The organism is Streptomyces sp. CA-135486 (assembly GCF_050936555.1).
Classification (GTDB): Bacteria; Actinomycetota; Actinomycetes; order Streptomycetales; family Streptomycetaceae; genus Streptomyces.
Window position 1 is genome coordinate 2,371,107 of record NZ_JBNJMM010000001.1, and the last position, 14,057, is coordinate 2,385,163.

Below are 14,057 nucleotides of genomic sequence, written 5' to 3' on the forward strand. Positions count from 1 at the left end.
GAGAGATGATCGGGGGAGTGGCACTCAGCGAGGAGCGGAATCGAATGAGCCAGCAGAGCAGGAACCGGCCGAGCGGAAGCGCGACGGCGCTCAGTGAGGCGTACGACACGGCGCTGCTGGACCTGGACGGTGTGGTGTACGCGGGTGGTGAGGCGATCGCGCACGCCGTGGACTCGCTGCTGACGGCGCGCGCGGGCGGGATGCACCTCGCGTATGTCACGAACAACGCGCTGCGGCCGCCGGAGTCCGTGGCCGCGCACATCACCGAGCTGGGTGTGCCGACCGTTGCGGCGGATGTCATCAACTCCGCGCAGGCGGTCGCCCGGTTGATCTCCGAGCAGGTGCCGGCCGGGTCCCGGGTGCTGGTGGTCGGCGGGGACGGGTTGCGTGTCGCGCTGCGCGAGCGCGGCCTGGTGCCGGTGGAGTCCGCCGACGACGACCCGGCTGCGGTGGTGCAGGGGTACGGCGGGCCGGATCTGGCGTGGGGGCGGTTCGCGGAGGCCTGTTATGCGATCGCGCGGGGGGTGCCGTGGTTTGCGTCCAACACCGATCTGACGATTCCCAGTGCGCGCGGGATCGCGCCCGGCAACGGTGCGGCCGTGGAGGTCGTACGGATAGCGACGGGGGCGGAGCCGCAGGTGGCGGGGAAGCCGCTGCCGCCGATGCACAAGGAGACGATCCTGCGGACGGGGGCCCGGAAGCCGCTGGTGGTGGGGGACCGACTGGACACGGACATCGAGGGCGCGTTCAACGGGGGCGTGGACTCGTTGCTCGTACTGACCGGGGTGACCGACGGGGCGCAGCTGGTGGCCGCGCGGCCCGAGTACCGGCCGACCTATGTGGACGCGGATCTGCGCGGGATGCTGACCGGGCAGCCCGAAGTGGCCGAGGTGGACGGCGGGTTCGGGTGCGGTGGGTGGACCGCGTCCGTGCGTGACGACGGGCTTGCGCTGGAGGGCGAGGGCGAACCGCTGGACGGGCTGCGGGCGTTGTGTGCGGCGGCCTGGACGCAGGCCGGGGACGGCGGGTGCACGCTGGACGCGGGCAAGGCGCTGTCCCGGCTGGGGTTGTAGCCCCCGGCCCTCGGCACGAGTCGCGTAGAAGTCTTCCCTCATCGAGGGAAGGGGACTTCCTTAAGCGAGGAGCGATGGGAGGGTAGGCTAACCTAACCTGGTGTTGGTCGACAGTCCCCCCGAACAGAGCGCGGAGCCGATATCCGCACCTGTGTCCCGGAAGCGCCATGCCCTGCGCGCCACCGGGCTGCTGGTGTCCCTCGGCGTCCTGCTGCTCGTCTGCGCCGCGAGCATCGCCGTCGGCGCCAAGTACATACCGCTCTCCGACGTGTGGCACGGCCTGTTCCACAACACGGGCGTCGGAAATGACGTGATTGTCCACGATGTGCGAGTGCCACGGACCCTGCTCGGGCTCATCGTCGGTGCCGCCCTCGGGCTCTCGGGCGCGGTGATGCAGGCGCTCACCCGCAACCCGCTCGCCGAACCGGGACTGCTCGGCGTCAACGCGGGAGCATCGGCCGCCGTCGTCTCCGCCATCAGCTTCCTCGGCGTCACATCGCTCACCGGATATGTGTGGTTCGCGTTCCTCGGCGCCGCCGTCGTCTCCGTGCTCGTGTACATACTCGGCGGCAGCAGGGGCGCGACTCCGGTACGACTCGCGCTCGCCGGGACCGCGGCCACCGCCGCGCTCTACGGCTACATCAACGCCGTACAGCTGCTGGACGCGGCCGCGCTCGACCGACTGCGCTTCTGGACGGTCGGCTCGCTGGCCTCGGCCGACATGGGCACCATCGGCAGGATCGCGCCGTTCATCGGCATCGGCACGGTGCTCGCGCTGCTGCTCGCGCGGTCGCTCAACGCCATGGAGATGGGCGAGGACACCGCCCGCGCGCTCGGCGCGCATCTCAACCGCACGCGCGCACTGGCGATGCTCACCGTCACGCTGCTGTGCGGGGCCGCGACCGCCGCCTGCGGGCCCATCGTCTTCATCGGGCTGATGATCCCGCACCTCGTACGCACCATCACCGGACCCGACATGCGATGGATCCTGCCGTACGCCACCGTCCTGTCACCCGTGCTGCTGCTGGGCGCCGATGTCGTCGGCCGGGTCGTCACCCGCCCCTCCGAGCTGCAGGTCGGCATTGTCACCGCGCTCATCGGCGGGCCCGTCTTCATCCAGCTCGTACGCCGCAAGAGGATGGCCCAGCTGTGAATGACGTGAAGGCTGCGCATGCCGCGAAGGCTGTGAATGCCGTGAAGCCCGTGAAAGCGATACGCACCCCCGGCGGTCTCTCCCTGCGCGTCGATCCCCGGACGGCCGTCGTCGTACTGCTGCTGACCGCAGGGGCAGTGGGCGCCGCGGTCCTCCTGATCGGCAGCGGCGACTTCCCGATCCCGCCCGGCGAGGTCATCGCCACGCTCCTCGGGAACGGCACGCCCGCGCAGGAGTTCATCGTCCAGGACCTGCGGCTGCCGCGGGCGCTCGTCGGACTGCTCGTCGGCGCCTCGCTCGCGCTGAGCGGCGCGATCTTCCAGTCCATCTCCCGCAATCCGCTGGGCAGTCCGGATGTGATCGGCTTCGGACAGGGCGCGGCCGTCGGCGCGCTCAGCGTGATCGTCCTCTTCCACGGAGGGGCGTGGGCCGTGGCGGGCGGCGCGACCGTCGGCGGACTCGCGACCGGTATCGCGGTCTATGCGCTGGCGTGGAAGCGCGGCGTGCACGGGTATCGGCTGGTCCTGGTCGGCATCGGCATCGCCGCCATGCTCACGGCCACGATCCACTATCTGCTCACCAAAGCCAGCCTGGTCGACGCCACCCGGGCCACGCTGTGGATGACCGGTTCGCTCGACGGCCGCGACTGGGCCCAGGTCTGGCCGCTGCTCGGGGTCTTCGGTGTCCTCGTACCGCTCGTCATCTGCTACGGAAGACCGCTGCGGATGCTGGAGATGGGCGACGACGCCGCATACGCACTGGGGGCGCCCGTCGAGCGCACGCGCTTGGTGCTGATGGCCTCGGGAGTCCTGCTCGTCTCGGTCGCCACATCGGCCGCCGGGCCGATCGCCTTCGTCGCGCTGAGCGCGCCGCAGCTCGCCCGCCGGCTGACCCGGTCGCCGGGGCCGAACCTGGCCGCGGCCACGCTGATGGGCGCGGCTCTGCTGCTGGTCGCCGACTGGGTCGCCAGCAGCGCCTTCGGCGAGCGCCAGTTGCCGGTGGGCGTGGTGACCGGGGTGCTCGGCGGCTGCTATCTGCTCTGGCTGCTGGTCACCGAACGCAAGGCGGGACGCATATGAGCCCCGCGATCCCCGCGATCCCCGCGATCCCCGCGATCCCCGCGATCCCCGCGATCCCCGCGATCCCCGCGATGCCCGAGAACCCCGAATCCAGGAGTACGACCACCATGCAGCGCCTCACCGCGGAATCGGTCACCCTCGGCTACGACCAGCGCGTCATCGCCGAGAACCTCTCGGTGGAGATCCCCGACAACTCCTTCACGGTGATCGTCGGCCCCAACGCCTGTGGCAAGTCGACGCTGCTGCGTGCCCTCTCCCGGATGCTCAAGCCGTCCCAGGGCCGGGTCCTGCTGGATGGGCAGACCATCCACTCGCTGCCCGCGAAGAAGGTCGCCAGAACGCTGGGCCTGCTGCCGCAGTCGTCGATCGCGCCGGACGGGATCACGGTCGCCGACCTGGTCGCGCGCGGCCGCTATCCGCATCAGGGACTGCTGCGCCAGTGGTCGCCCGAGGACGAGCGGATCGTCGAGGAGTCGATGGCCGCGACCGGAGTCGGCGAGCTGGCCGAGCGCTATGTCGACGAACTCTCCGGCGGGCAGCGGCAGCGGGTGTGGATCGCGATGGCGTTGGCCCAGCAGACCCCGCTGCTGCTGCTCGACGAGCCCACGACCTTCCTTGACATCCAGCACCAGTTGGAGGTGCTCGATCTCTGCGCCGAGCTGCACGAGACGCAGGGGCGCACGCTCGTGGCCGTACTGCACGACCTCAACCATGCCGCCCGTTACGCCACGCACCTCATCGCGCTGCGCGAGGGCGCGGTCGTCGCCGAGGGCGCGCCCGCCGACGTGGTCACCGCCGAGCTGGTGGAGCACGTCTTCGGGGTGAAGAGCCAGGTCATCGACGACCCCGAGTCCGGGACGCCACTGGTGGTACCGGCGGCCCGCAGGCGCGGCGCCACAGCAGCGTCCGGCGCGGTTTCCGGCGCCACGGAAGTGTCTACAGCAGCGTCCTGAGGCGCAGCAGATCGCGGAAGCCGGCCTCGAGCCTGACCCGGCCCGAGGCCCAGGCCTTCGCGAAGTTCAGCTCGCCGTTCACCATCGCCACCAGGTCGTCGCCGGTCATCGCGAGGCGGATCTGCGCCCTGTCGCGCGGGGGGCCCTGGAGGGTGTCGGTCACCTCGATCCGGCCGTCGTCGAGACGGCCGGTGAAGGTGATGTCCAGGTCCTTGATGTGGCAGCTGAGCGAACGGTCGAGCGCTGCCGCGCCGCGCACGTCGCCGTCCGCCTGTGCCAGGTTGTCCGAGAGTTTGTGGAGCGCGCTGCGGCACTCTTCCATCGTCGCCATCGTGATCGACGGTACCTCAGGGCTTCGCGGTAGCGTCTGGGCATGAGCGACTCGATGCCGGGCCCACAGGTCCAGGGCCCCCAGGTCCACGGCTCACAGGTCCAGGGCCAGGAGATCCCGGAGCAGGAGATCCGCGCCCCGGAGGCCCAGGAAGCCCACGGGGCCCAGGAAGCCCACGAGGTCCACGCCCCGGGCCCGCAGGCGTACGAACCCGCCGCGCCCGCGCCCATCGGCGTGCCGCGCGTGCCCACCGGCAATGCCGACGTGGACGCCCGCCTGGAGCGCCTCGCCGACGCCGACCACCTCCCGGCGGACGGACACCTCGAGGTGTACGAGGATGTACACCGGGGGCTGCGTGACGCGCTGACCGCGCTCGACGCACGCCCGGCCCCTGCGCCCCAGGGACCCTCGCCGTCACCCCCGTACAACTACAGGAGCTGAACCGAACGTGGCAGGAGTGGCCCGCCTCCGTCTCGACGCCGAGCTGGTACGCCGCAACCTCGCGCGCTCACGCGAGCATGCGAGCCGGCTGATCGCCGCGGGGCGGGTGACCGTCGGCGGCAACACCGCGACGAAACCCGCCACCCAGGTCGGGAAGAGCGCCGCCATCGTCGTCACCGCCGACGACAGTGACCCCGGCTACGTCTCGCGCGGCGGACACAAGCTCGCCGGCGCGCTGGCGGCCTTCGTACCGCTCGGCCTGAAGGTCGAGGGACGGCGGGCACTGGACGCGGGCGCGTCGACCGGTGGCTTCACGGATGTACTGCTGCGGGCCGGCGCCCGTCAGGTGGTGGCGGTCGACGTCGGTTACGGCCAACTCGCCTGGTCTCTTCAGAGTGATGAACGCGTGACGGTCAAGGACCGTACCAATGTCCGCGAGCTGACGCTGGAGACGATCGACGGTGAGGCGGTGGACCTGGTGGTGGGGGACCTTTCCTTCATTCCGCTCGGCCTCGTCCTGCCCGCGCTCGTCCGGTGCACGGCTCCAGACGCCGACCTCGTACTCATGGTCAAGCCGCAGTTCGAGGTGGGCAAGGAACGCCTCGGCAGCGGTGGCGTCGTACGCAGCCCGGAGCTGCGCGCCGAGGCGGTACGTGCCGTGGCGGGCAGGGCGGCGGAGCTCGGTCTCGGCGTGCTCGGCGTCACGGCCAGTCCGCTGCCGGGACCCTCCGGGAATGTCGAGTACTTTCTGTGGCTTCGCGCCGGAGCGCCCGAGCTCGATCCGGCGGATGTCGACCGTGCAGTGGCGGAGGGACCTCGTTGACAACGACACCAGCAGCGACACCAGCGCGCACCGTTTTTCTGCTTGCGCACACCGGCCGGCCTGCGGCGATCCGCAGCGCCGAACTCGTCGTACAGGGATTGCTGCGCAACGGTCTGGGCGTGCGCGTACTGGAGGCCGAGGCGGTCGATCTGCCGCTGCCGCCGTCCGTCGGGACCGTGAAGGAGGCGACCCCCGACGTACTCGACGGGTGTGAGCTGCTGATCGTGCTCGGCGGGGACGGGACGCTGCTGCGCGGCGCCGAGTTCGCGCGAGCCTCCGGGGTGCCGATGCTCGGCGTCAACCTGGGTCGTGTGGGCTTTCTCGCGGAGGCGGAGCGCGACGACCTCGACAAGGTCGTCGACCGGGTGGTCAGACGGGCGTACGAGGTCGAGGAGCGCATGACCATCGATGTGGTCGTGCGCACCAACGGCGATGTCGTGCACCGCGACTGGGCGCTGAACGAGGCCGCCGTGCAGAAGGTCTCGCCCGACCGGATGCTGGAGGTCGTCCTGGAGATCGACGGCCGGCCGGTGACCGGCTTCGGCTGCGACGGCATCGTCTGCGCGACGCCGACCGGCTCGACGGCCTACGCCTTCTCGGCGGGCGGGCCGGTGGTGTGGCCCGAGGTCGAGGCGCTGCTGATGGTGCCGATCAGCGCGCACGCGCTGTTCGCCAAGCCGCTGGTGACCTCGCCGACGTCGGTGCTCGCCGTGGAGGTGCAGCGGAACACGCCGCACGGGGTGCTGTGGTGCGACGGGCGCAGGACGATCGAACTGCCGTCCGCTGCACGGGTGGAGGTGCGGCGGGGGGCCGTTCCGGTACGGCTGGCGCGACTGCACCATGCGTCCTTCACGGACCGGCTGGTCGCCAAGTTCGCGCTGCCGGTCCAGGGTTGGCGCGGCGCGCCGCACTGATCCGGGCCCGCCCGGGCGCCCGTCCCGTATGCGCGGGGAGCCGCCGGGGGAGCAATGTATCCGGACCTCGTCCAAAACGGAGAAGACCGGATCATCTCCCCCTGCGCGGGGAAGCCGTGCGGTCAACGAGTCGTGTACCGCGGAGTGACGCCCTGCCTGGTGCATCGGCACCGGTTTCCTCTCATTCCGTGCCGGGAGGCAGGCCGACGTCGCATCGGACGGGGGAAACCTCGTATGGTCAGGTCCGTGTTGGAGGAGATGCGGATACGGTCACTCGGGGTCATCGACGATGCGGTCGTCGAGCTGTCCCCCGGTTTCACCGCGGTGACCGGTGAGACGGGCGCGGGCAAGACCATGGTCGTCACCAGCCTGGGGCTGCTGCTCGGCGGGCGCGCCGACCCCGCCCTGGTGCGGATCGGCGCCAAGTCGGCGGTGGTGGAGGGGCGGATCGGTGTGCCCGCCGGTGCCCCCGCCGTGCTGCGGGCCGAGGAGGCAGGTGCGGAACTCGACGACGGCACCCTGCTGATCAGCAGGACCGTCTCCGCGGAGGGGCGCTCGCGCGCCCACCTCGGCGGGCGGTCAGTGCCGGTCGGCATGTTGTCCGAGCTGGCCGACGAGCTCGTCGCCGTACACGGCCAGACCGACCAGCAGGGGCTGCTGCGGCCCGCGCGGCAGCGAGAGGCGCTGGACCGTTACGCGGGCGGCGCGGTCACCGGGCCGCTCGCCAAGTACACGGCCGCGTACCGGCGGCTGCGCGCGGTCTCCGCCGAGCTGGACGAGCTGACCACGCGCGCCCGCGAGCGCGCGCAGGAAGCCGATCTGCTGCGTTTCGGGCTGAACGAGATCGCGGGCGTCGAGCCGCGCGCGGGCGAGGATGCCGAACTCGCCGCCGAGGCCGAGCGCCTCGGGCATGCCGAGGCGCTCGCGTCCGCCGCTTCGGTCGCGCATGCGGCGCTGGCGGGCAACCCCGAGGACCCGGAAGGCGTGGACGCGACGACGCTCGTCGCGGGTGCGGGGCGGGCGCTGGACGCCGTGCGCGCGCACGATCCGGCGCTGGCCGCGCTCGCCGACCGGATGGGCGAGATCTCCATCCTGCTCGGCGATGTGGCGGGAGAACTCGCCGGGTACGCGGACAATCTGGACGCCGACCCGCTGCGGCTGGCCGCGGTGGAGGAGCGGCGCGCGGCGCTTACCGCGCTGACCCGCAAGTACGGCGCGAGTATCGATGCGGTTCTGGCCTGGGCGGAGGACGGCGCGTCCCGGCTCATCGAGCTGGAGGGCGACGACGACCGGATCGGCGAGCTGACGGCGGAGCGGGACGCGCTGCGGGGTGAATTGTCCGGTCTGGCCCAGGCGTTGACCGACGCGCGTACGGAGGCGGCGGCACGGTTCGCCGAAGCAGTCACCGAGGAGCTGGCCTCCCTCGCGATGCCGCACGCGCGCGTGTCCTTCGACATCCGCCAGAGCGAGGATCCCGACGGGGTCGAGGTCGGCGGCCGTGCGGTGGCGTACGGGCCGTCCGGCGTCGACGAGGTCGAGCTGCTGCTGGCGCCCCACCCGGGCGCACCGCCCCGGCCGATCGCCAAGGGGGCATCGGGCGGTGAACTCTCGCGCGTGATGCTCGCGGTCGAGGTCGTCTTCGCGGGCACCGACCCGGTGCCGACGTATCTCTTCGACGAGGTCGACGCGGGCGTGGGCGGCAAGGCGGCGGTCGAGATCGGCCGGCGGCTCGCGAAGCTCGCCAAGACGGCGCAGGTGGTCGTGGTCACGCATCTGCCGCAGGTGGCCGCGTTCGCCGACCGGCAGCTGCTGGTCGAGAAGACGAACGACGGTTCGGTGACCCGAAGCGGTGTCACGGTCCTGGAGGGCGAGGACAGGGTGCGCGAGCTTTCGCGGATGCTGGCGGGCCAGGAGGATTCGGAGACGGCGCGGGCGCACGCGGAGGAACTGCTGGCGACGGCACGGGCGGACGGGTGAGTCGTGGGCAGGGGGCGTTGGTGGTTGACCGCGGTGGGTTGTTCGCGGGCGAGGCCCCAGCTGTGCGGCCCGCCTAGGGTGGGCGTATGGCAGCATCGCGAAACCCCGGGTCCGGCAGTCGTCTTGCCGCGTTCGTGACCGCCTTCGGAGCGTCCCGCTCCGTGTACGGGGCGCTGCGCAGGCGTGCGCCCGGTGACCCGGCGCGGTGGCAGCGCAAGAACTACGCGGGCCGCACCGTCGACCTCTACGCCGGCCCCGCCGCCGTGGTCGGGGCGGCGCTCGGCACCGTGCCCGCGCGGACCCGGGGCGCGGCCGGGATCGCCGTCGTCGCGGCCGGAGCCTGCGGTGCGTACGACGACATGCTGGGGGACCACCGGCGCGGGTTCCGGGCGCATCTGGGCGCGCTCCGGCAGGGCGAGGTGACCAGCGGGGCGGTGAAGCTGTTCGGGATCGGGGCGGCGGGGCTCGCGGCGGGTGCGCTGCTCAAGGAGCGGCCGGTCGACAAGCTGCTCGCCGGGGTGGTGATCGCCGGCGCGGCGCACTTCGTCAACCTCGTCGACGTCGCCCCGGGGCGGGCCGCTGTCGCCGTGCTCGGGATCGGCGCGCCCGGTCTGCTGCGGCGCGGCAGCGCGGGCGCGCTCGCTGCGGCGCCCCTGGGGGCCGCGGCCGCGATCGTCACCGAGGACCTGGGTGAGCGCACGATGCTCGGCGACACCGGGGCCCACGCCCTGGGCGCGGCCCTCGGGACCGCGATCGTCGCGGGCAACGGCCGCGCCGGACTGGCCCTGCACGCGGCGGCTCTGATCGCGGCAGTTGCGTACGGGGACGAGGTCAGCCGTATCGCGGGTTCACCCATGTGAGTGATCTCGTGCCCGGGCGTCCCGGCCCCGGCACGGCCATGTCGCCCGGACGGTGCCGGAACGTGCGTACGGGCTGGCATTCTTGGCGGGTGACACAGCTGCATACGGTCCAAGTGCTGGGCGGCGGCAGCGCGGGCAGCAGCGCGCATGTCAGGTCGTTGGCCGCGGGGCTGGTGGCACGGGGCGTGCGGGTGACGGTGTGCGCCCCCGCCGAACTGGAGCACGTCTACGACTTCCCCGGCTCCGGGGCGAGTTTCGCGCCCGTGCCGCGGCGGAGCGACCCGGGAGCGGTCGGCGCGCTGCGTGCTGCGTGTGCCGGGGCGGACGTGGTGCACGCGCACGGCCTGCACGCCGCCGTACGCGCCACGTTGGCGCTCAGCGGGCAGCACGTACCCCTCGTCGTCACCTGGCACACGCGCTCGCACGCCGACGGCGCGCGGGGCCAGGTGCTGCGCCTGCTTGAGCGAAGGGCCGCGCGGGCGGCGGCGGTTGTGCTGGGCACCTGCTCCGAGCTGGTCGACCGGGCCCGCAGGCGCGGCGCGCGCGATGCCCGCCTGGCGCCGGTCGCGGTGCCGGTGGCACGGGGGTGCCCGGACCTCGAGGAGGGCAAGGCCCGGGCCGAACTGGGCGCGGTGGAGCGGCCGTTGCTGATGGCTGTGGGCAGCCTGGAGCCGCACCGGGGATACGGAACGCTGCTCGACGCGGCCCGGCTGTGGCGGGAGTTGGACCCCGCGCCGCTGGTGGTGATCGCGGGGGAGGGGCGGGAGCGGGCCGCGCTCCAGCGCCGTATCGAGGCGGAGGAACTGCCGGTGCGGCTGATGGGCCGCCGCGACGACATCGCCGACCTGCTGTCGGCGGCGGACGTGGCGCTCCTCCCGAGCCGCTGGGAGGCCCGCTCCCTGCTCGCCCAGGAGGCGCTCCGGCTGGGCGTCCCCCTGGTCGCCTCGGCGGTCGGGGGTGTCCCCGAACTGGTCGGCGAAGCGGCGGAACTGGTTCCGTACGGGGACGCGGCGGCGCTGGCCGAGGCGGTGGCGCGGCTGCTGGGCGACGCGGCGAGGCGGGCGGAACTGACGGCGGCGGGCCGGGAGCAAGCGGGCACGTGGCCGACGGAGGACGAGACGATTGCGCAAGTGCTGAGCGTGTACGACGAGGTGGTGGCGCGGCGGTGACGTCAGCGCCTCACGGCAGGTCGCGGCAGTGACGCAAGCCGCCTCACGGCACGTGGCGTCTCGCCCGCAGCGCCAGGCTCAGGGCCAGGACCGTTTGTGGGTCGTCCAGGTCCGTGCCGAGCAGTTCCGAGATGCGGGCCAGCCGGTTGTACAGCGTCTGGCGGTTCAGGTGGAGTTCGCGGGCCGTTTCCGCCTTGCGGCCGGCGTGGGCCAGGTACGTCTGCAGTGTCGGGAGCAGCGGGGGGCGCGACGTCGTGTCGTGGTCCCGGAGGGGGCCGATCGCGCGGTCCACGAACGCCGCCAGGTCCGGGTGGTCCCGCAGGCGCCACAGCAGCAGGTCGATGTCCAGGCGGCGGGCGTCGTACCAGGGGCGGTCGATCAGGCCCTGGGCCGCCGTCGCCGTTTCTGCCGCGTGGCGCAGGCCCGCGGAGGCCGCCGCCCAGCCGCCCGCCATGCCGACCACCACGACGGGCGGGTGTGTGCCAGGGCGCTCGAGGCCGGCGCGTTCCACTCCCGCCCGCAGCGCCGCGGCGACCCGGTCCGCAACCGCCGTGCGTTCGGTCTCGGAGCGCAGGCCGAGCAGCAGTGGCACGCGTCCCTCCACGGGCCGTACGCCCAGCAGCACGGGTACGCCCACCGAGGACAGCTCATCCAGCACCGCCCGGGCCAGCAGCGCCCAGTTCGCGGACGGTGAGAGCTCCGCGGCCATACGCATCACGACCGGCAGCAGCGGTCCGTCGCCCGGTTTGAAGCCCAGCACCCGTGCCTGGGCCGGCGCGTCCTCTCCCGTGATGCGGCCCTCCGCCAGATCTGTCAGGAAGTCGCCGCGGCCGCGCGCGGCCAGCTCCTCCTCCTGGCGGGCCTGCATCAGAACGACCGCAAGCAGCCCGGCCGCCCGCTCCGCCGCCATCCGGTGCACGGTCAGCAGCGGGGAGCCGACGGCAAGCAGCACCAGCCGGGCGCGTACGGAGGCCACCCCCTGCCCGCCGCCGGGGACGTCCACCAGGACCGTCCCGGCCGGCGGTGACTCCCGTGCTTCACGCTGTCCGCGCAGCCCCTCCCACACCTGGAGCGGGTCCGCGCCCGCCTGCCCCGATTCGGAGCCCGCCGCGTACAGCAGCTGTCCGTCCGCGGTCTCCAGGAAGACCGGGTTGGCGCTGAAGTCCGCGAGGATACGCAGCACTTGGGGCACCCCGCCCCCGCTGAGCAGCACCTCCGTACATCGCCGGTGCACTTCCTCGGCCTGCCGCAGCAGTGCGTAGTGCCCGTTGACGATCTCGGTGTGGACCTCCTCCGTCACCGAGACGAACGGGACCTCGCGATGCAGCTGCACCAGCGGCAGACCGGCCGCCCGGGCGGTCTCCACGATCGCCGCCGGCAGTCGGCTGAAGCGCGGTCCGAGCTCGACCACCAGGGCGGCGATGCCCCGGTCGGCGAGACGGCGGACAAAGGCGCGCTGTTCCGCGGGCCGGGTGCCCAGGCCGAGGCCCGTGGTGAGGAGCAGCTCGCCGCCCTTCAGCAGGGATGCGATGTTCGGCACCTCGCCCGCGTGCACCCAGCGCACCGTGCGGTTCAGCCGTTCCGGGCAGGCGACGACTTCCGGGAGTCCGGCGCGCAGCCCGGGCAGTTCGAGCGCCCGCTGGACCGTGATGCCACCTTGGGTCTCCACTGACTCGCCTCGCGCTCTCACTCGGGCCTGACCGGCGACCCGGACGCTACCGGGCAGGTGCATCCGTGCACATCACCAGGGGCCGCGCGGGCAGTCGTCACGCCCCGTTCGCCGAGGAGGGCTTGATGTTGTGATTGACCCGGAACACATTCTCCGGGTCGTACTCGGCCTTGACCGCCGCGAGCCGCTGGTAGTTGTCCTCGCCGTAGCTCGCGACGACCCGCTCCTGCCCTTCATGCCCGATGAAGTTCAGATAGGTCGCGCCGATCGACCAGGGCGAGACGTCGGTACGGACGTCCCGCACCCACTGCTTGGCACGCTCGTCGTCGGCGGGGTTCTCCCAGATACCGAAGGGGTGGACGGCCCACGCCGCCGCGCGCCAGGGCACCGGATAGTCCGCCGGGCCGCTCGTCACCGCGCCGCCCATCGGGAACAGGACATGCTGTGTGCCCGTGGGCACGGGCATACCGGACGCGTGGGCGCAGTAGACGTCCACCGCCTCGTCCGGAAGGCCGGTCAGATACTCCGCGGACCAGTAGTTGCGCAACCCGGGCGGGTCGTCCAGCATGCACTGCAGCTCCGCGTACGGCAGCTCGGTGATCACTTCTGCCTGGTGGCCGAGCCCCATCAGCGGCTCGGTGACATTGCGGGCCTCTTGCTCCGTGCCCGCGTACGTGACCAGCGCCGCGAGCGCGAGCTTGCCCACCAACTGCTCGGGGACGAACGGCTCGGGGGGTCCGGTGAGATAGATGCACCCACCGCCGGCCTCGTCCGGTGCGGAGTCCATGAAGTCACGGAAGGCACGCACGACGTGGGACCCGGCCTCGGGCCCGTACAGCAGCAGGACCATGGTCATCGCGGGTAGCAGATGCAGCCGTACGGTGATGGCGGTCGCCACGCCGAAGTTGCCGCCGCCGCCGTGCAGGGCCCAGAACAGCTCCGGGTTTTCGTCCGCGCTGGCGTGCACCGTCTCGCCATCGGCGGTGACCAGCTCGACGGCGATCAGATTGTCGCAGGCCAGGCCGTACTTGCGCTCCAGCCAGCCCGATCCGCCCCCCAGCGTGAAGCCGCCCACGCCGGTGGTGGACGCCCGCCCGCCGGTGGTCGCCAGCGCGAACGGCTGCGTCGCCCTGTCGAGATGGCTCATGGTGGCGCCGCCGCCGATGCGTGCCGCGCGGGACGCGGTATCGACGATCACGGTGTGCATCCGGCGCAGGTCGATGACGATTCCGCCGTCGGTCAGCGCCATGCCCGCGACGCTGTGACCGCCGCCGCGAACGGCGATCTCCAGATCGTTGTCCCGGCCGAAGCGGATCGCCCTCGCCACATCGGCTTCCGTCTCGCACTGGGCGACGACCGCCGGGCGCCGGTCGATCATGCTGTTGAAGATGGTGCGCGCGTCGTCGTATCCCGCATCACCGGGAGCGAACACATCACCGGTCAGTGCTGTGCGGAGACCGGACAGCGCCGCCTCCGCCATGCCTTGGGGCGCCATGGTGGCCCCCTTCCGAGGGCGCGACAGGACCTTCTCATCGTAGTCCCGACCATGAAGACACGATCAGTCGAACGGGTCCTGCCGCGCGACGCCTGCGGGCGGGTCGTGCCGCGCGAGGCG

13 protein-coding genes are annotated in these 14,057 nt (G+C 72.4%); 10 read left to right on the forward strand and 3 right to left on the reverse strand.

Annotated elements, in window-relative coordinates; all coding sequences use genetic code 11:
* The first annotated feature begins 44 nt into the window (after nucleotides 1-44).
* From ACQEVG_RS10770 to ACQEVG_RS10785, 4 genes are all read left to right on the forward strand, one after another.
* Complete coding sequence (locus ACQEVG_RS10770) at nucleotides 45-1,073, forward strand: HAD hydrolase-like protein (protein WP_432980565.1); 1,029 nt, start codon at nucleotides 45-47, stop codon at nucleotides 1,071-1,073.
* 151 nt (nucleotides 1,074-1,224) lie between these two features.
* Nucleotides 1,225-2,226, forward strand: coding sequence for a FecCD family ABC transporter permease (locus tag ACQEVG_RS10775; protein WP_432985231.1), 1,002 nt, complete (start codon nucleotides 1,225-1,227; stop codon nucleotides 2,224-2,226).
* A 41-nt stretch (nucleotides 2,227-2,267) separates the two neighbouring features.
* The gene (locus tag ACQEVG_RS10780; protein WP_432985234.1) at nucleotides 2,268-3,305 is read left to right on the forward strand and encodes a FecCD family ABC transporter permease; all 1,038 of its coding nucleotides are present in this window, start codon (nucleotides 2,268-2,270) and stop codon (nucleotides 3,303-3,305) included.
* A gap of 107 nt (nucleotides 3,306-3,412) precedes the next feature.
* Nucleotides 3,413-4,258 carry an ABC transporter ATP-binding protein gene (locus tag ACQEVG_RS10785; protein ID WP_432985237.1) on the forward strand — a complete coding sequence of 282 codons (846 nt, stop codon included), beginning with the start codon at nucleotides 3,413-3,415 and terminating at the stop codon, nucleotides 4,256-4,258.
* On the opposite strand, the gene ACQEVG_RS10790 is transcribed toward ACQEVG_RS10785, so the two are convergent.
* Nucleotides 4,242-4,589 carry an SCP2 sterol-binding domain-containing protein gene (locus ACQEVG_RS10790; protein WP_432980568.1) on the reverse strand — a complete coding sequence of 116 codons (348 nt, stop codon included), beginning with the start codon at nucleotides 4,587-4,589 and terminating at the stop codon, nucleotides 4,242-4,244. The genes ACQEVG_RS10785 and ACQEVG_RS10790 overlap by 17 nt on opposite strands.
* 54 nt (nucleotides 4,590-4,643) lie before the next feature.
* Between ACQEVG_RS10790 and ACQEVG_RS10795 the strand changes: the two genes are divergently transcribed.
* The 6 genes from ACQEVG_RS10795 (at nucleotide 4,644) to ACQEVG_RS10820 (ending at nucleotide 10,773) form a co-directional block, all read left to right on the forward strand.
* Complete coding sequence (locus tag ACQEVG_RS10795) at nucleotides 4,644-5,030, forward strand: hypothetical protein (protein ID WP_432985240.1); 387 nt, start codon at nucleotides 4,644-4,646, stop codon at nucleotides 5,028-5,030.
* A gap of 7 nt (nucleotides 5,031-5,037) precedes the next feature.
* On the forward strand, nucleotides 5,038-5,853 hold the full coding sequence (locus tag ACQEVG_RS10800; RefSeq protein WP_432980571.1) for a TlyA family RNA methyltransferase: 816 nt from the start codon (nucleotides 5,038-5,040) through the stop codon (nucleotides 5,851-5,853).
* The gene (locus ACQEVG_RS10805) at nucleotides 5,850-6,767 is read left to right on the forward strand and encodes an NAD kinase (protein WP_432980574.1); all 918 of its coding nucleotides are present in this window, start codon (nucleotides 5,850-5,852) and stop codon (nucleotides 6,765-6,767) included. The genes ACQEVG_RS10800 and ACQEVG_RS10805 overlap by 4 nt, the downstream gene beginning before the upstream one ends.
* Before the next feature lie 234 nt (nucleotides 6,768-7,001).
* On the forward strand, nucleotides 7,002-8,744 hold the full coding sequence (recN, locus tag ACQEVG_RS10810) for a DNA repair protein RecN (RefSeq protein WP_432980577.1): 1,743 nt from the start codon (nucleotides 7,002-7,004) through the stop codon (nucleotides 8,742-8,744).
* Nucleotides 8,745-8,830: 86 nt separating this feature from the next.
* Nucleotides 8,831-9,604, forward strand: a complete 774-nt coding sequence (locus ACQEVG_RS10815; protein WP_432980580.1) for a hypothetical protein — start codon at nucleotides 8,831-8,833, stop codon at nucleotides 9,602-9,604.
* An 89-nt stretch (nucleotides 9,605-9,693) separates the two neighbouring features.
* Nucleotides 9,694-10,773: a glycosyltransferase family 4 protein gene (locus tag ACQEVG_RS10820; RefSeq protein ID WP_432980583.1), complete on the forward strand. Its 1,080-nt coding sequence runs from the start codon at nucleotides 9,694-9,696 to the stop codon at nucleotides 10,771-10,773.
* A 43-nt stretch (nucleotides 10,774-10,816) separates the two neighbouring features.
* On the opposite strand, the gene ACQEVG_RS10825 is transcribed toward ACQEVG_RS10820, so the two are convergent.
* Nucleotides 10,817-12,442 (reverse strand): PucR family transcriptional regulator, encoded by a 1,626-nt coding sequence (locus tag ACQEVG_RS10825; protein ID WP_432980586.1) that lies wholly within the window; start codon nucleotides 12,440-12,442, stop codon nucleotides 10,817-10,819.
* Between the two features lie 97 nt (nucleotides 12,443-12,539).
* Nucleotides 12,540-13,937 (reverse strand): FAD-binding oxidoreductase, encoded by a 1,398-nt coding sequence (locus tag ACQEVG_RS10830; protein WP_432980589.1) that lies wholly within the window; start codon nucleotides 13,935-13,937, stop codon nucleotides 12,540-12,542.
* Between the last annotated feature and the right edge of the window lie 120 nt (nucleotides 13,938-14,057).